Source organism: Bradyrhizobium sp. 27S5 (assembly GCF_037217225.1).
Taxonomy (GTDB): Bacteria; Pseudomonadota; Alphaproteobacteria; order Rhizobiales; family Xanthobacteraceae; genus Bradyrhizobium; species Bradyrhizobium septentrionale.
Map to the genome: position 1 here is coordinate 3,322,990 of NZ_CP147714.1, position 17,337 is coordinate 3,340,326.

Here is a 17,337-nt window from a genome sequence, read left to right on the forward strand (position 1 = left end):
CATGATAAATCCAGCGCAGTGTCGGGCAGCTCGAGGACTTCTAGCTTGGAGTCAGCAGGACCTTGCGCGTGCGGCGGGGGTCGGAGTCGTCACTGTTCATCAACTGGAGGCTGGATCGGCCGCACCGCGACGCGCGACCCTCGAGGTAATCCAGCGCGCGTTTCAAGCTGCGGGGGTCGAGTTCATCGACGAGAACGGCGGCGGACCAGGAGTGCGCCTTCAAAAGCGAAAGCCCGAAGAACGGAACCGCTAGATTCCTGGTGGCGCGGCTGTCAGAGCGGGGCAGAGGCGCCGAGAGGGTTACAGCTCAGGACTGATATTCCGTTTCTCGCAGTTGATCGAGAAGCTGGACTCGAATTTCCGCGAGGGTTGGGTACCTGTACGCAAATCGCGGAGCCCAAATATCCGCAGTCTTCGAATTGCAAATTGCAGTGGATAGGCCTCTGCTCGCCGCTAGGAGCTTGTCTGGATAGTCGCTGTTCAAATCTGGTCGGGTCTGATTCAACATTGGGCGATGAGCGAGTATTTTCGGCCTTGGAACATCGATCAGACGCTGCTTCTGCCGCCGAATGTGCAGGACTTCGTGCCGAAAGGCCATGTCTCGCGGTTTATGGTTGATCTGGTGCGGGAGAGCCTCGATCTCAGGGAGATCATGGGCAGCTATGTGAGCGGGCTTGGGCAGCCGCCGTTTGATCCGCGGATGATGGTGGCGCTGCTGCTGCATAGCTATGCGAGTGGGCTGTATTCGTCGCGTCGGATTGCCAAGGCCTGCCGGGAGCGGAACGATTTTGTGATGATCGTGGCGCTGGATGCGCCGGATTTTCGGACGATCAGCGACTTTCGCAAGCGACATTTGAAGGCGCTCGGCGCGCTATTCGTGCAGGTTCTGAAGTTGTGCGAGACGGCCGGGCTGGTCAAGCTCGGTCATGTCGCGCTGGATGGTACGAAGATCAAGGCGAACGCGTCGAAACACAAGGCGATGAGTTATGAGCGCATGAAGAAGCGCGAGGCGGAATTGAAGGCCGAGGTCGCTCGCATGCTGGCGGCCGCCGAGGCGGCGGATGCCTCGGAGGATGAGACTTTCGGCAACAGCGACGAACTGCCGGACTGGACCGTCGACAAGCAGAAACGGCTGGCGAAGATCCAGCAAGCGATGGCGGCGCTGGAAGCGGACGCCAAACTGGCGGCGGAGGAAGAGCGCCGCATCGAGGCCGAAAAGGAACAGCAGCGCCAGGCCGAAGGCCGCAAGAAGCCGGGCAAACCGGCGGCGCTGCCATCGGAGGAACCCAATCCCAAGGCGCAACGCAACTTCACCGATCCGGAAAGCCGCATCATGAAGTCGAAGGATGGCTTCGTTCAGGCCTATAATGCCCAGGCGGCCGTCGATGCACATGCCCAGATCATTGTCGCGCAAGAACTGACCCTGCACGGCAGCGATCAGGGCCAGTTGGTGCCCCTGATCGAGGCCATCGAGAGCAATCTTGGCCGCAAGCCGCGGCAGGCCTCAGCGGATTCCGGCTACTGCAGCGAAGCCAATCTCGAAGCGCTCGACACACGCAGCATCGATGGCTATGTCGCGCCCGGACGCGCCAAGCACCCGACAGTAGCGAACGGAAAAGTCGGCGGCCCGCTGACACAGGCCATGCGAAAGAAGATCGACGATGGCGGCTTCGAAACACCCTACCGATTGCGAAAGCAAGTGGTGGACCCGGTGTTCGGGCAGATCAAACAGGCAAGAGGCTTCCGCCAGTTCCTGTTGCGGGGCATCGAGAAAGTGCGCGCCGAGTGGACAATGATCTGCACCGTCCATAACCTCCTCAAGCTGTTCAACCTCGCAAACGCAGCCTGAGCCTGCTACTCTACAACAAATGCCCGTCACGAAAACATATCTGGACGGGCTCCTAGGCGATCTGATCTCGAGTATCCTACGAATTCGATTGGGTTTGTCTTCTCGCGTTCTATTGTCGCCCTGCGTCACATCGCTCCGGGAAATTGAATCGCAACGGACACCCGATGTTCTCAAGTCGACCGAGGATACCGAGCGATGCTGCCCGAAAAGAAGAACAATCAGAGCGTGCCGGCGCGGCGCCTGCGCAAGCCGAACGCACTCAAGCATGGGGCTTACTCTTCCGTTCAGCTTTTGCCGTGGGAGGATCCGGACGCATTCCAGGAACTCCGCCGCGCGATCTGGCAAGAATGGCGCCCCGAGGGACCAATCGAAGTTGATTGTGTGGAAACCATCTTAATCTGCCAATGGCGCAAGCAGCGCCTACGCGCAAAGCGGAAGCTGGATACGGCAGTCGCTCTCGACAAGGTGCAGAATCGGGTATTCAACGAAAGGCCGCCGCAAGTCCTCGAGGTTATAAAGGATGCTCTCACAGAGAAGCGCAGCTATCCGCGCGACGACTACGAGCGCCTGCTGCACTTCAGCGCTAACCTCCATCGCGAGTCGGACGTAAGATTCTTGAGATTGGGAATTTCGTTCTTGTCAACCGAATGCCGAGACCATCTCAACTCAAACGTGCGCGAAGACAGCTTTGAGACTACGGAACTCTGGATCATTGCTTTGAAAAAGGAAGTCGACAACGTTCTGATGCCTCGTATCCGCGAGCGCCGCCCCGATCCCAATGGATATCTTCCGGCCGCCGCGGAGTTTCTTGCCGCCGATAAGACCATAGACGACCTCGCGGTCGAGGAGCGCTTGGATGCTGCCATAGATCGTGCATTGCGTCGGTTGCTTTGGGTGAGGGCGCAGAAACAGCTCGATCGTGCGGCGAAGGCGAGGGTCGTTAACGGCAAGGCCAACTAGCGAGATCGCGAGCCGCTACACTACCTTAGATAGAATATATCAATCTGAAAGAACTGCATGTGCGGTTTGCAATGGCCCTTTCATCATTGGAAATTCCTCACTGCTCGAAACCGTGGTCGCCGTTCGAACATAACCGCCTCGATCAGCCGCCGATCCGCCGTCCGGACTGAGGTAACCGCTGGTCAAGTGCCTGCTCGTGCCGCGGCGGCAGCCGCATTCAGTTCGAGGGCGGACGATCCATCCGCAGTACAGTGACGGCATCGCTGCCGACAATTTCTTTGGCGCTTCGGGGCCTCTCTCCAGCCGACCGTACACGGGCCGGCGGCTGGTTCCCTGCAGGGGTCGGCAGGTCGAGCCTGCAGCAGGCTGCGGGACCTCGAGACCGCGCGAAGGAGGCTCCACGGATTGCTGCTCCTCGCAGATCGCCTTAGTTCCGACAGGATGGCACCCTTGCCGCTTGAGATAATGGCCGCGGCAAGGTAACTAGGCGCCTGTTTTGGGGTAGGACAAGGTATCTGGATGACGTATGAAGCAACGATGGATCGACTGTTGCCGATTTTTCGGGACGTGTTCGATAATGACGAGATCGTGCTGGGACCGGAATTGACCGCAAGTCAGGTCGAGGGTTGGGATAGTCTGGGCCATGTCCGATTGATCGTGGCAATCGAGCAGGCGCTGGACATCACGCTTTCCACGGTCGAAATCACGGGGCTGGAAAATGTTGGCCAGTTGGCCGGGTTGATCGATCGCAAGCTCGGTAAGGGGAAGAAGTAGAGCCCAGCGAGACCCGACGGAAGAGCGGAAGAAACGCCATTGCTTGACTGACCTGGAAACACGACCGTCACCTGATGCTCACCCTGTTATCCCATCTACCTGAAGCGCCTGAGGATTTTCGTAAGCGTTGCCGCGAAGCAACGGACGCAAGGAGCCTGGTCCGCCTCGCCGGGTACAGGCTCGACGGTACCCGGCTGGAACAACTTGCGCGCGCGAAATCGCGACTTGAAGACGGGATGTCGCTGGATCGGTTTCGTCTCGGTGTCCTGTCCAATTCGACGACCGATTTTTTGCCGGCAGCGTTTGCCGCTACCGGCTTGCGATACGGACTCGACGTGGATATCGCCGTTGGGGAGTATGGTCGGCTACTGAGCGAAGCGGTCGATCCATCGTCACGCATCTATCATCCGCCCTGCGACGCCGTCCTGCTTGCGCTGGACCATCGGGGTTTTCCGGCAACTCTCCAGGCCGGCGTGAGTCATCGGGAGCAAGTCGAAACCGCGGTGGATTTTCTCGTCCAGACCCGGGACGCAATCAAGGCCGCGAGACCGACCGTCGTTATTTTCCAGACCGTCTCGTCTCCGCCAGAGCCTGTCTTTGGCAATGCCGATCTCGTGCTCAATGGCAACGTGCGGGCTTTCGTCCAGGATCTGAATTCCGCTCTTCGCCAACTCGTTGCGCAATCCCCGGGCGATCTCCTGCTTGACGTCGAGAGTCTTGCCAATGCTGTTGGAGGGCTCAACTGGCATGCGCAAACCCAGTGGAATTTGGCGAAGCTGGCATTCGCCCAGCAGGCCCTTCCGGTTTACGCCGATCATGTGGTCCGACTGCTTGCAGCCATGCGGGGCAAGAGCAAGAAGTGTCTTGTGCTGGACCTCGACAACACCCTGTGGGGTGGGGCAATCGGAGACCTAGGGGTCGACGATATCGTTCTCGGTCAAGGCAGCGCGGCCGGAGAGGCCTTTCTCGACGTCCAGCGAATGGCGCTGCGGCTCCGCGAACGCGGTATCATTCTCGCGGTGTCCTCCAAGAACAACGAGGCCACGGCGCTGGAGGCCTTCCGAAAGCACCCCGAAATGCTTTTGAAGGAAGAGCACATCAGCGTTTTTCAGATCAACTGGATTGACAAAGCGACCAATCTCGAGGAGATCGCCCGCGCGCTGGATATTGGCGTCGATAGCCTTGTGTTGCTGGACGACAATCCGGCGGAACGCATTCAGGTTCGCGAAACCCTCGACGCCGTAGCGGTCCCCGAACTTCCCGACGATCCCAGCCTGTATCCGCGGGCAATGTTGAATGCGGGCTATTTCGAAGCGTTGAGTTTCACCAGCGAGGATTCCAAGCGCGCCGATCAATATCGCGCCAATGCGAGCCGCTCGAAACTGCAACTGGTATCGCGCGACCCTCACGAATTCCTGAAGGCGCTCGAGATGAATATCTCGTTTGCGCATTTCGACCGCATCAGCCGCAGCCGCATCGTTCAGCTGATCAACAAGACGAACCAGTTCAACTTGACCACCCGTCGCTATACGGAAGCTGAAGTAGAGGCGATGGAAGGTGATCCGGACATCTGGACACTGCAGGTGCGCCTGGCGGACAAGTTTGGCGACAACGGCATGATCAGTGTAGTGATCTGCAGGGACGCTGGCCCCAAGACCTGGGAGATCGACACCTGGCTGATGAGTTGCCGTGTGCTCAGCCGGCAGGTGGAAGAGGCGACCATGAAGCAGGTCCTGGAGCACGCGCGAAAGGCCGGAATAGATACCGTCATGGGCCGCTATCGGCCGACCAAGAAGAACGAGATGGTGAAGGATTTTTACAGACGCCTTGGGTTCGATTTGGTCGAAGAGAGTGACAGCGGAACGGTGTGGCGATCCGGTACGGCGCGGGAGTATCCGCTCGACCTGCCCATGGTGGTGCTTAGCAGCCTCGGGTGAGATGTCGGGATTCCGCCAGCACGCCATGCTTGATTGCCGTTGCTCCATCGTGAAGCGACCGCGACACTTTAACTTACCGAAGGAACGGCGATGAAATCTGCTGCTCTTACCAAGACGATCGAGGGGCGATTGCTGTGGATCGCGGGGCTCGTGGCCTTGCTCGTGTCGATCGCAGCGAGCGGGGTGGCGCATGCCGCCGGCCCAGAACGTCTGGAATTGAAGCCGACTGATCGCGTATTCTGGAAGGGTAAGGGCGGCGAGAACTATCTCATCCTGAATGTCTTCGACAAGGATGCTCAGCTCAAGGCTCTGCCAAAAACCGACCAGAACGTTCTGCTGCTGAATACCGCGCTCGTCGAAGGCGCGCGCTTGTTCGCCCGCCCCGAACACAAACAGCTCGGCTCGGTCAGCGTTCTGCTGGTGAGCATGAAGGATATGAGCGAGTATGGGGGTGCCAAGGGGGGCTGGACACAGGTTGGCTTGGCCACCTTGCTCAAGAGAGACACCACGCTCCAGTTGAAGGATGTCAAACTCGATGGAGCGCTTCCTTCGCCGCTACCGACACTTCCTTTCCCGTTCCAGGAAACGAGCACCTCGGCGGCACCCAATGCCGTCGGGTTTATGATGCCGGAAAAAATCTATCTGGTGGCGGGGACCAGCCAGCAGGTGTTCTATGACGATCTCGTCCTGGTGAAAGTGTTCGACGATGTGCTGTTCGTGCCCGAAGGGGATGCCCTCGGATTCGCGGCGCAAAATCGCCGAAGCCTCGACTTTGCTCCAACAGAGGCGAATGTCGGCGACCACGTCTTGAAGATCAAGGTCACAGATTGGGACGGCAAGATCATCGCCGAAGGTTCGACCAAAGTCGTTGTCGTCCCCGCAAATGCCGGGCAGGAAAGCGAGAAGGCTGACCCGCTGCGGATCCTGATCGTGGGACACAGTCTGCCGTCGATGTATTGGCCGGCCTATTTCGCCGACTACCTGTCCGGCCCGGGCAATCCCAAGGTCGAATTCATCGGCGGCATCAAGTACTGGTATGGAAACTATCCCGATTTCCAGAACCATCCGCCGCTGGACTCGATGTATCACCAGGCAAGCCCTGGCTACAGCGTGCAGACCATGCTCACCTTGTACTCTGACGAGCCGCCGGCGAACCCGAACATGCCGAGCAAGAGCCCGTTTATCTTCAAGGATGGCAACGGGCCCCCGCATCTCGACATGCGCCGCTATCTCAAGGAGGCGCTGCACGACAAGGTGCCAGATATTGTGCTGCTGAATATCGGCGATAATGACACGTTTAACCTGGATCCCGATGCGGACAACTCGGCGGTCGAACGACAGTTCATCGCCAACATGAATGAGTTCCTCAACCATTTGCGTGAAATCGCGCCCAAGGCGATCTTTGGGGCGGTGATGCCAAACAGCTACAACTATTCGGAACGGTCCTTCATCGTCAATTATGGTCCCACGTACACGCGCTGGCGTCAGCTTCGCAATCGCCATCGATATATCGAGCTGATGGCTGAAGTCGCCAAATCGCGCAGCGACCTGCAGATCATTCCAAGCAACCTTGTCGTCGATGGAATCGATGGCATGCCCTACAACAGCGGAACGCATTTCAACAATCGCGGTGCGCGTCAGTTTGCAGGCGCCAGCTACGCCTGGCTCAAGGCCCAGTTCCCACAGCGCGGTGCTGCGACAACTGCGGCCGCTCCAGCTCCGGCTGCAGCTCCATCGCCCGTGCTGCGCGTCGGCTGGCTTGATCGCATCAAGGGCTTCTTCGGGAAATAGGGCCCGGTGCGGCGTTTGCAACCGCTCAAGAAGAGGACGAAGCAGTGACGTTGAATTCGGCGCCGTTTCTGCTTTTGGCGGCGGCTGCAATCGTTCTTGCGCGGCTGCTGCAGAGCCCGTTCCAGCGCCGGCTGCTGATCCTGGCCTTGAACGTTGTCTTTCTGTCAACCTACCTCACGTCGATCGGCGCCTGTGGTTTGCTCGCAGGCCTGCTGGTGGTCGTCTACCTGGCGGGATTGCGCAAAGTACGTACCGCGCTTCGCTGGTCGGGATGGAGTCAGGCAGGCGTCATCGTGGCGCTTTGGGCGTTCCTTTTTCTGCTGAAGGATCCGACATTACTCGCTCCGGTCAACCCGTTTTTTCGTTTTCCGATTACCGTCATCGGCATCTCGTATCTAGTGTTTCGTTCAATCAGCTATCTGATGGAGGTTGAACTCGTCGAACGATCGGGCTTTCTCGACTACCTGAACTACATGCTGTTCTTTCCGACGGTGCTGGCCGGTCCCATCGAGCGGTACAAGCCGTTTGTCGAACAGTATGGCGTTCCGCTCGGCGGCCCGGGAATCGTGCTACCCGCGCTGCACCGCATAGCGAACGGATATATCAAGAAATTCGTGATTGCCGACAATCTCACTGCGTTCAGCGTCGCTGGCGTCACCGATCCCGCGAATACGGCGACCAGCGTCCTGTGGATTGCCGCGCTGTTGCAACTGTTCCTGATCTGGCTCGATTTCAGCGGTTACTGCGACATCGCAATCGGCATTGCTTCCCTGATGGGAATCCGTATTCGGGAGAACTTCAACCGGCCGTTCAGCAGCGTCAACATAAAGGAGTTCTGGGAACGATGGCACATATCGATGAGCTCGCTCATGCGGGACTACATTTTCACTCCGATTTGCAAGGTCATTCTTTCAAGGACGCGACGGACGATGCATTGGCCGCTGATCACCGCAGCCTATTGCATGATCATGATTCTGATCGCCCTTTGGCATGGCACTGCCCTGGGATTTTTCGTGTTCGGCCTGCTTCATGGCCTGGTGTTGGTGGCAATACAGGTCCGCCAGCATTGGCGTCCGCGCGGAGCAGTTCAGGCGCTGAGCGTGGTTCAGCACGCCGCATGGGCGGTTTTGACCTATGTGTTTGTTAGCATCAGCCTGGTGCTCTGGATGGCGACTAACGGCAGGTGGTTGGAATATTTCCGTGCAATGCTAGGTGGTGCATGATATGCGTCTTTCTGTGAGGAGTCTTGTCTCGTTGGGCTGGCTGTCGATCAAAATATTGATCGTGCTTTATCTCATGAACGGAGGCGGGAAGCCGTTCATCTATCAAAACTTCTGACTGGAAATGCATCAGGTGTCGAGCGAAGAAGCGAGGAAGCGTACCAAATTCGGCGTCCTAGTCGGCCTGCTTGTCGCAGCGGTCGTTGTGTCCGGATTTCTTGTGTTGTTCGATACCCTGGCCCGACGCATCGAACGTTCGTCGAAGGTGTTGGACGTCGTCGACATCCAGTCGCCATCGACGCTCGCGCTTAAGGTTCGCCGGCTGGCCGCATTTCCGGGCCGGAAGGTCGTTCTGCTGGGCGATTCCCTGGTCGCGGGGCAGGTCCTGGCTGAGCACGGCGACAAGGATTGGCGGCAGCACACCATTTCGAAGCTGCTGCAAGAGCGCTATGACGGCGTTCAGCCCGGCAGCACGATGGTCATGAATTTGGGGATGAACGGCATTCTGCCGGCCGACCTCGAGACCTTGTCCGACTCCCTGATCGAGCTACGGCCCGACGCCGTGATCATGGACATCAGCTTGCGATCGTTCTCGATGGACTTTGCTGCCGCGGACGCGATGTGTAGTCGTCCATGGCTCAGACCTGGTTTGAAATTCGATCAGGCAGGGGGGCTGGTTTCTCTGTCGGATGCATCGGGCATAAGCAGTTTCGATCGGGCGCTGATCGAGTTATGGCCGAGCTATCGAATTCGCGACTTCGTGCAGGCGCGGTGGCTGAAAGGGGAACCGAAGGATCTGGCGTGGGCGTTGCGCAACCGGATCGAGAAGAGCGGCGCGGAGCAAGAGACCGCCGGTCCGGCCGCAGAGATGCGACTATTGCTCCAGGTCCGTGGTCGATATGCCTCCGCGAATCTTGAGGCGGCGAACCCGCAATTCGAAGCCTGGCTTCGTACACTGCGCAAGCTGAAGGCGGCCAAACTCAAGACGATTGTGTTCTATGCCACCGAAACACCCCGCCTGCTGCCCAGTCTCATGGAGCCGGAGCAGTATAATCTTCTGGCCGGAAAGTTGGAACGATCGGCCGGCGAGGGAGCTCCTATAGTTTCTTACCTGCCTGCGAACCCGGTACTAACCGACGACCAATTTTTGGATCACGTGCATGTCGATGCTGATGGCAATCGGATCTACGCGGCGAGTCTTTGGCGAGCGCTTACGGGCGCTCCGGCAGCGTCTCGTAGCCTCGAATTGGATATCAAGCCGTTTATCGAAACGATCGTTCCTGATCGCGTCGAGCTTGGTCGGCTAACCGACTTTCGGCTTGCGGCTTCCCCCGACTTCAAGGAGACCAATCCGCGATTCGATCTTCAGGATTATCCCGTGCTCTCGGTCGAGTCGCGCGGGCCGAGGCCGCCTCGCGAGATCATTTTCTTCTATCATTGGTGGGACAAAAGTGGTGCTACGATGGGAGGGGCGCACGACAGCTATCACATGCTGCGGTCGCCTCCGGACGAAGATGACCTACGGCCGCCGGCAGTTGGCGACCCGAGCGGGCAACAGGCCTCCGAGAAGACCTATATTGATCTTTACTCTGGGATTCCCTCGCGTCGTAACGCACAGAAGGTTGCATTCTTTGTTCAGGATGTCTTGCAACGCGGTGGCAGTCACAACACCGAAGCCCAAATAACACTGTTTGGGCAAAAGATTGCCCGCTCGGACCTGGCAGAGGGTGCCGAGGTCGTGAAGTCAACGCAGCAAGGTTTGCAAACCGGCGATGTTGCTCAGGACGTCGTCTTTGGAAAGATCGCCGCCAAGGACATCGTCGGGCAGGGCGCCCATTTTCAGATAAGCGGTGTTTCGACGGTCTATTGCCTTAAAGGAAATCACGACATCGAGCGGGTGGCTTCCGAATATTTGATTGGATCGATGCTGCCTCAGGTGGTCGGCTATCAAACGAGCGATGGCGAGTTCAGAACGCTCTATTTTTCCAATGCTGATCTAGTGGAATTGCATTTCGATCAAGTTCGCGGATTGTTGGACGTGAACGCGTACTCCTATGATTTTAGGGAGAGGACGACCCGCGTCTCCACCGAAGATCGCGATGCAGATCTTCGGCGCGTTCATCGCAATCTGGGTGTTGTAAACAAACTTCCAGACGCAAAACTTGGCATCGTACATACCCGCAGCAGGATCATGGCGTTTCCGCTCTGGCAGCCGAATGGCAATATGGCGGCCTTGGCCATAACCGAGCATGCCGATTATACGGGCGTTTCGCAGGATATGCTGACGATGTATGGTATGGATGCGCCGAAGCTCGTCGAAGGCCGCGGCATTCTCGGCAATCACATTCCAGTAACCAAATCAATGTTTCCGGTTGGACCGGACATAAAGTTTACAGGCCGCACGCAGAGTAGTCCGACGCAAGGAATGTTTGTTCAATCTTCGCTCGAAGGGTCTGCCGAACTCCTTGCCCAGGTGCGAGAGTACGAAGGGGCCGGACATGAGGTGGAGGTTGGCATTCACTGCATTTCTTCTTCGTGGCCAAACAACCAGCGAACGCCCGAGGCTCTGGACCGGGTGTTGACCGAGTTCGCTGAATTCAAGCCCGTTACCTGGGTTGATCATGGTGGGCCTGAATGTCTTTGGGAGTCGGGCTGGGATTCCAACTCGAAATATTACATCGTCCCTGTGTTGAAAAAGCACGGCGTCAAGTATCTGAATTCTCTTGGCGATAAGTACAGCATCCGAACGAACATGATCGCAGACGATGGGCCGTCCAACATTCTGTTCTACAGTCCTGGTTTGGACGATGACTTCGACGATGACTGGAAGCCTCTGTTCTTCGCGACGGCGCAGTTTACCTTTGGCAAGGGTGATTTCACTAAGGATCATATTCGCGATATCGTTCGGGCTCGCGGCGTGATCAACGTCCACACCTACCTGCCCTACGCGGCGCTGATGTTCGAACCCGGTGCAGAGGGGACCGTCAATCTGAAGGACAACCCTTGGTACAACGACCAGCTCAGCAACCTTGCCGCAGCAGGCAAGGAAGGGGATCTATATCTTGCGACCAACCGAAAGCTCAACGGTTACATCTGGCAGGTGCGCGGCATCAGCTATTTCACCAGCGGCGGGACTATCCATCTGCACAATCCGAGCAAAGCGCCTGTCGACGGCCTGACGGTTGGATTTCGCGACCTCGCTCCGCCTAAGCGAGCCAACAAGCCCACCATTGCAGGCATATCGCCGATCGGCCAGCGCGAGCGCGACGGGGTATCTTATGCTTGGTTCAATCTGCCCGCGGGCTTCAGCGAATGAGTTGGCGTTTGGCCAAGGCGACGTAGATATCGGAGTTTTTCAGCGTCGGTTCGGTAAACAGCGATGTTTGGTAACCGCGGCGATTGAGCATGTCGATCATCAACTCGTGTTCGCGGTTGCCCTGATCATGCACCTCAACGACCAACTGATCGATTTTCGGCCAGTCGGCATCGTCAATGCCGGCTAAGATGGCGTTCTCCGCCCGCTCCACGTCGATCTTGGCGAGGCTGACGTGACCGATGCCCTCGGCTGCCATGATGCGGGATAGCGTTGTGATCGGGCAGCGGAAAGTCTGCTTTCCCTTGAGCTTGGAGCCAACCAGCAGATCGAGTTCGCGTTCGCTGGGCCTGGTTCCGTAACGCTCCCGGTACTGGGTCGCCGCGCCAGCGCGCAACACCATGAGATCCTGCTGCTCGTTCGCAAACATGCCGCTGATGATGGAATAGTGAGGATAGTAGGAAAATTCCACCTCGCCCTCGGTGTCGCCAAGCGCGGTCGGAAAGATACGGACGGCTTCGCCAAACGGCGCGGTGTTGATCCGCAACCGTTCCAGGCAATGCGGCGCCGGCTCGAAGCAGTAAATCCGGATGCCGGGGAATTTTTGCAGAGCATACAGGCTGAACATGCCAATGTTGGCACCTACGTCCAGCACGATCCCGTCCGCCGGCACGCGCAGATCGTAGGCCGCATAAACCTCCTGCACGAAGATTTCGTCGTAGAGAAACTTGGTCTCGTCGCCGTTGATCTCGGCGATCTCAAGTCCATTGGCCAGCCGGGTAAATCTCATGGATTGCTCACTGGCAGCGGCTGCTCGCGCTGAGGTCGATCGAGAGGGCCCGCAGAGCCTTCGATGATTTCGAGTAGCATGCCGTTAGGCTGGTAGAAGAACTGCACCAGGTGTCCGGCGAAGGCGACGCCAGGTTTCGGCTCGGTGACCGGAAAAAAGCCCTGCTCGCGTAATTCCCTGGCCTTTTCGCTAAGATCGGCACAACGATAGCAGACGTGATTGATGATGTTTTTTCGCGCCTTCAGGCTTGCGGCTATGGGCGAACTGGCAGAGTTGGGCTGGATAAGCTCGTAGACGAGACCATCGACGGTGCGCCCAAAACGGGCGGTCACATCCTGCAGCGGATCGACGATCCGCACACTCCACTCGATCCGGCCGAACAGTCGCTCGAAAGCGACCATCTCCCGCTCGACGTCTTCAGTCAGAAAACCGATATGATCGAGTTTCATCGGCGGTATCGAACTCCTTGCGGCGCGCCCATCTCAATCCGCCGGGGTTGCGACGACCACGGTAGTGATCGTCGATTTGGTCTTTCGAGCCCGTTCGATCGTCATGTTAGTCTGGGGTGCGAAGTGCGTGTCAACAACGCGATAACCGCAACCGGCGATGAATTCCACCACGTCCTCCGGCGTCGGCAGCAAGAACAGATGGTCGGGTGCCGGGCTGTTAATCGGCATATTGACGTATAGGCGCCCGCCGGGCGCCAGCAGCTTCCTGAGCTGGACCAGTGCATCGCGCGGATGCTCGAGATGTTCGAGTACTTCGCTCAAGGCAATGCTGTCGAACCGGGAGCTCTCGGGCGGTGTAGCGAAGATGTCCTGGACCCGTAGAGCGACATCGCGTACCGCGCCTAGTCGGGCCATCGCGTGCCGCGTCTTGTCGATACTCTCGGCGGAGACGTCCCAGGCCTCAATCCTACGGCACAGCGGTTCGCTGGCTGCAAGATAGAGCAGAAGCCCGTGGCCAGGTCCGATCTCGAGATGGTCGAACGACTGGTCGAATTGTCCAAGGAACCTGTCGATGTAGAACGTCATCGCTTCGGTATGGTTGGACCACCAGACCTGCGTCATCAGCAGGCCATTCATGTAGTGTTCCATCAATTTGTCGTTCGAATAGACCTGTGCCACGGCGTCGGCGAACGTCTTCAGGCGATAGCTCCCGTTGCGGCGGAAATGCAGTTCCTCCTCCAGTACGAGATTGCAAATCCAGTCGTAGTCGCGCACGACCTCGTCGAGATTGTCGCCCGCGAGCGTCGCCACCCAGCCGGCGATCTTGTCGACCATCGCAAGCTCCAGCGGGCCGCTGGTTGAAAGGCGTTTGTCGAGCGATGCCCGATGTCGGGGCGTAAGCGAAATCTGGCGCGAATAAAGCGCTGCCAGGGTCGGGTAGGGTCCAATAATGTCGTCGACAGATTTAGAAGCCGCCAATTGCACAATCTTATCCAATCAGACGAAGAGCCGCTGTAGGAGCTCGGTGGGAAGTCCCGGCGGGTCAAGGCTCGCCTCTAGTTGATGATCGAATTAAGTGCTATGGTTGGCAAGTCGAATTTCGACCGGGCCAGCCGGCCGCAGACGGCGCCAGCGCCGGAATCCCGACCGATATCTTCCAGCGGCTGCTGGAATTCTCGCTCCCGAGAAGACCATAGAAGACCTTGCAGTCGAGGAACGCTTGGATGGTCTCATGGATCGTGCATTGCGTCACTTGTTTTGGCTGAAGGCGTAGAAACAGCTTGAGCGCGAAGCGAAGGCGAAGGTCGTTAACGGCTAGGTCAGGTGAAAATTATCAAGAGGTAGAGCTGACATTCGATGGCAGATCGCGGCGCCAAGTCAGCGAAGATCGCCTGGCGTATTCTTCTCGTACCCGTGCCGGTTAAGCTGCTCAGTTACGGTGCCGAGTTGTACGATCAAGTTGGCTGAAAAATCCGCCGGCTCGGCTTCGCCCCGCTTCTCATGCCAGAGACGAAGCAGGGCGGCTTGATCATCGCCCATAATGGTGCGTGCGTCAGACCCACCTATAAAACTGCGTCTATCTGCTGAATCAGGTACCATTCGCGGTTGCATGTCCATTCCTCCAAATCGAACAATCATGTTTTTGATACGAAAACAGTACATAGATACGATAGATGGAAAAGCAGACATTGCAACCGAAATCGATACATTGTTATGATTTTTTTGCCTGTTCAATGCCGTATGGCCCGGGCTGCTTTGGGACTAGGCGTTCGAGAACTGGCCGCCGCGGCCAAGGTGTCGATCGATACCGTTGCTAGGTTTGAGCGTGGAGACGAATTAAAGGAACGCACGATCGAGGCATTGCGCCACGCATTAGAAGCTGGCGGGGTCGAGTTCATCGACGAGAACGGCGGCGGACCAGGCGTGCGCCTTCAAAAGCGAAAGCCCGAGGAACGGAAAGGCTAGATTGTCCGGAGGCGCGGCTGTCAGAGCGGGCAGGGTGCCGTGAGGGTTACAACTCTGGACTGATATTCCGACGTCGCGCAGTTGATCGAGAAGCGGGACTCGAGTTTCCGCCACGGTCGCGTGGTTGCACGCTAGCTGGCGCTTGAATATCCGGCGACGACACTCCTCAAATCAAATTGCTGTGGATAGATTTGTGCTTGCTGCCGGCGCGTCGGTCTCGAGTAACCTACGGATACGGTTGGGTTGGTCTCCTCGCGTTCCATTCTCGCGCTCCGTTTTGTCGCTCCGGAAAGCTGAATAGAGCGGACACCCCATGTGCTCAAATCAACTGACGACGTCCGGCGATGCTGCCCGAGAAAAACAATGAGAGGGTGCAAAGCGAAGCGCCTACGCAAGCGGAACGCGCTCAGCTATGGGACTTACACCTCCATTGAAATCGGTTGCCGTGGCAAGACGCTGAGGCTTTTCCATGCGGGCGCCAGATAGATTGCCAAGTTTCGAAAATGCCGCACATCTGCCTTATGTGGTGATTGATAGTCTCCGATGATCCGAAACTGTTCGGCTTAGGGCGCTGACCTGGGCTCGAGCGGTTTGTCGCCAACTAGGGTTTGAGCACTCAAACATGAGAGTTATGAACTTGCCGGGCCTGCAACGCGTCGACCGTTTGGAATTTGCGCGCGGTCTCCATGCGTCACGTCTTGCCAATATTCAGAAGGGTGAAGGCCAGTCTCACGCCGGCTTGGGGACTCCGCACGAAATCTCTCGTTTTTTGATCGCGTACATGGGGTGGCCGGACGATGAAAAAATCCGAAATCAGTGGATCGCCGCGATCATGTCTCGCTCTATCGCGAGCGACGAGGAGCCCAGCGACAAAATCGGATCCGTCTTCCGTAGCTTTGGGGGACTAAATTCGATCGCGGAGCCAGCATTCGACGTGGCAGCAAACGCAATCGTGTCGATTGAACCCGGATGGCGGGTCGTGGCTGACATTTTCACAACGCTGGTTGCGCTGAGTGACGATAAGATAGTTCTTCGACGGGGTCCGAGCTTAGCGAAGGCGATCGATCTTTGCGTAGCCCACGGGAATTACAGGCGGACGCAACTGCAAAAGCTCTGGATGCGATATCGCGACGTCGCTCACATCCTCGCCGCCGCTCTCGAATTGGCCAGGGAGCACGGAGACCATTCCATGTTCCTGGCGAGTTGGTTATCGCCAGATGCCGTAATGGGTATCGCCGACGGGTTTGAGGAATTTGGGCTCACCTTAAAGCCTCATGGGCAGATTGAGCCAGTGCTCCGACCCGAGATGGTGTGGCGCATTCCACCGTACCTCAGGAACGAGAAGAGCTACTTAATCAGGCGGCCCCTGTCAGAACGCCAGATCAAGTTCCTGTCGTCCCGCAAGGCACGCAAAGAATATATCTCCAAGTCTTAGCCGAGTGCCTCACTTTCAAAGTGAGACGGTTATTCGGGGTGAGTTTCCGAGGCAGACTCGAATTGTTGGCGCCAATCAATGAGCGTCGAATTCTTCGCGAGTCCCCATGATTTGCGGACTTGTCTATTTCAGCTGTGCCGCACATTCGGTGCCGGCCCAGCTTAGGGGAAAGCATATGTCAGTCGATCAGCCGAACAAGCCAGACGTCAAAGACAACCAGCAAAACGCCGAAAGCCAAAAAGACACCGTCGAACGCCTTCCGCTCTTTGTGCGGACTTGGCTCAAAAACCCACCTCTGTTGCCGGGTGAAAGCCGGTCCGACTTAGTCGAGATCTTTGGCTCTTATGAGCTGACTCACGCCGGCAAGGCAAAAACAAATGCGGAATATTGGATGGTCTGCCGGGCGACGACGTTGACGTTAGAGATTATGCGTTACGAGCGCATGAAGGTTGCAATCATGCGTCTGAAGGAACGTCCGGCCGTCGAATCGATGCTGCGGAAGACCCATCCGGGTGCCGCCATGGCCGACGCGGCCGCGGGTGTGCAAGCGATGTGTCACCTCGACGCAGACAAGTACTATGCGGACCCGAAGCAGAAGGAGAAGTCATCCAAAGCGTTTGAATCGGCGGGCTTTGGGTCGGGCGCAGTCGAGGGAGAGGCGTTCCTTCTTTCTTTGCCGCCGTTGGCAACGCTCGAGAAGATGATCGCTTCAAAGGAAAAGCGTCTACATAATATCTCCAAGGAACTAGAGGCTCGGTATTCGATACGCGCCAAACAGCGCCCCTCAAGCTGATCGGGTAAGACTTATGGCCACCCAAAAACAGATCGAAGCTAACCGGCGCAACGCGCTTAGG

14 protein-coding genes and 1 pseudogene are annotated in these 17,337 nt (G+C 57.5%); 11 read left to right on the top strand and 4 right to left on the bottom strand.

Features of this window, described 5'->3' with window-relative positions; translation table 11 throughout:
- Position 1: 1 nt before the first annotated feature.
- The 8 genes from WDM24_RS15325 (at position 2) to WDM24_RS15360 (ending at position 11,847) form a co-directional block, all read left to right on the top strand.
- Positions 2 to 253, top strand: coding sequence for a helix-turn-helix transcriptional regulator (locus WDM24_RS15325; protein ID WP_338832391.1), 252 nt, complete (start codon positions 2 to 4; stop codon positions 251 to 253).
- Between the two features lie 261 nt (positions 254 to 514).
- The gene (locus WDM24_RS15330; protein ID WP_338831764.1) at positions 515 to 1,849 is read left to right on the top strand and encodes an IS1182 family transposase; all 1,335 of its coding nucleotides are present in this window, start codon (positions 515 to 517) and stop codon (positions 1,847 to 1,849) included.
- Between the two features lie 195 nt (positions 1,850 to 2,044).
- Complete coding sequence (locus WDM24_RS15335) at positions 2,045 to 2,809, top strand: hypothetical protein (RefSeq protein WP_338699179.1); 765 nt, start codon at positions 2,045 to 2,047, stop codon at positions 2,807 to 2,809.
- A 519-nt stretch (positions 2,810 to 3,328) separates the two neighbouring features.
- A complete protein-coding gene (locus WDM24_RS15340; RefSeq protein ID WP_176540020.1) occupies positions 3,329 to 3,583 on the top strand; it encodes an acyl carrier protein in 255 nt (84 codons plus the stop codon).
- Between the two features lie 74 nt (positions 3,584 to 3,657).
- A complete protein-coding gene (locus tag WDM24_RS15345; protein ID WP_338699183.1) occupies positions 3,658 to 5,520 on the top strand; it encodes an HAD-IIIC family phosphatase in 1,863 nt (620 codons plus the stop codon).
- 90 nt (positions 5,521 to 5,610) lie between these two features.
- Positions 5,611 to 7,311: an SGNH/GDSL hydrolase family protein gene (locus WDM24_RS15350; protein WP_338699185.1), complete on the top strand. Its 1,701-nt coding sequence runs from the start codon at positions 5,611 to 5,613 to the stop codon at positions 7,309 to 7,311.
- A 44-nt stretch (positions 7,312 to 7,355) separates the two neighbouring features.
- A complete protein-coding gene (locus WDM24_RS15355; protein ID WP_338699187.1) occupies positions 7,356 to 8,534 on the top strand; it encodes an MBOAT family O-acyltransferase in 1,179 nt (392 codons plus the stop codon).
- A 130-nt stretch (positions 8,535 to 8,664) separates the two neighbouring features.
- Positions 8,665 to 11,847 (top strand): hypothetical protein, encoded by a 3,183-nt coding sequence (locus WDM24_RS15360; RefSeq protein ID WP_338831765.1) that lies wholly within the window; start codon positions 8,665 to 8,667, stop codon positions 11,845 to 11,847.
- Here the strand turns inward: WDM24_RS15360 and WDM24_RS15365 are convergent.
- The 4 genes and pseudogenes from WDM24_RS15365 to WDM24_RS15380 form a co-directional block, all read right to left on the bottom strand.
- Positions 11,837 to 12,634, bottom strand: a complete 798-nt coding sequence (locus tag WDM24_RS15365) for an FkbM family methyltransferase (protein WP_338699191.1) — start codon at positions 12,632 to 12,634, stop codon at positions 11,837 to 11,839. The genes WDM24_RS15360 and WDM24_RS15365 overlap by 11 nt on opposite strands.
- A complete protein-coding gene (locus tag WDM24_RS15370) occupies positions 12,631 to 13,083 on the bottom strand; it encodes a VOC family protein (protein ID WP_176540026.1) in 453 nt (150 codons plus the stop codon). Before WDM24_RS15370 ends, WDM24_RS15365 begins: the two co-directional genes overlap by 4 nt.
- Positions 13,084 to 13,116: 33 nt before the next feature.
- On the bottom strand, positions 13,117 to 13,917 hold the full coding sequence (locus WDM24_RS15375) for a class I SAM-dependent methyltransferase (RefSeq protein WP_176540027.1): 801 nt from the start codon (positions 13,915 to 13,917) through the stop codon (positions 13,117 to 13,119).
- Positions 13,918 to 14,478: 561 nt separating this feature from the next.
- A pseudogene (locus WDM24_RS15380) lies at positions 14,479 to 14,694 on the bottom strand (YqaJ viral recombinase family protein); the annotation flags it as partial.
- 102 nt (positions 14,695 to 14,796) lie between these two features.
- Between WDM24_RS15380 and WDM24_RS15385 the strand changes: the two are divergent.
- The 3 genes from WDM24_RS15385 (at position 14,797) to WDM24_RS15395 (ending at position 17,276) form a co-directional block, all read left to right on the top strand.
- Entirely contained in the window at positions 14,797 to 15,048 is a 252-nt protein-coding gene (locus WDM24_RS15385; RefSeq protein ID WP_224741691.1) for a helix-turn-helix domain-containing protein, read from the top strand.
- Positions 15,049 to 15,670: 622 nt separating this feature from the next.
- Positions 15,671 to 16,483, top strand: a complete 813-nt coding sequence (locus WDM24_RS15390) for a hypothetical protein (protein ID WP_176540028.1) — start codon at positions 15,671 to 15,673, stop codon at positions 16,481 to 16,483.
- Positions 16,484 to 16,658: 175 nt separating this feature from the next.
- Positions 16,659 to 17,276 carry a hypothetical protein gene (locus WDM24_RS15395; protein WP_338699198.1) on the top strand — a complete coding sequence of 206 codons (618 nt, stop codon included), beginning with the start codon at positions 16,659 to 16,661 and terminating at the stop codon, positions 17,274 to 17,276.
- Positions 17,277 to 17,337 lie beyond the last annotated feature (61 nt).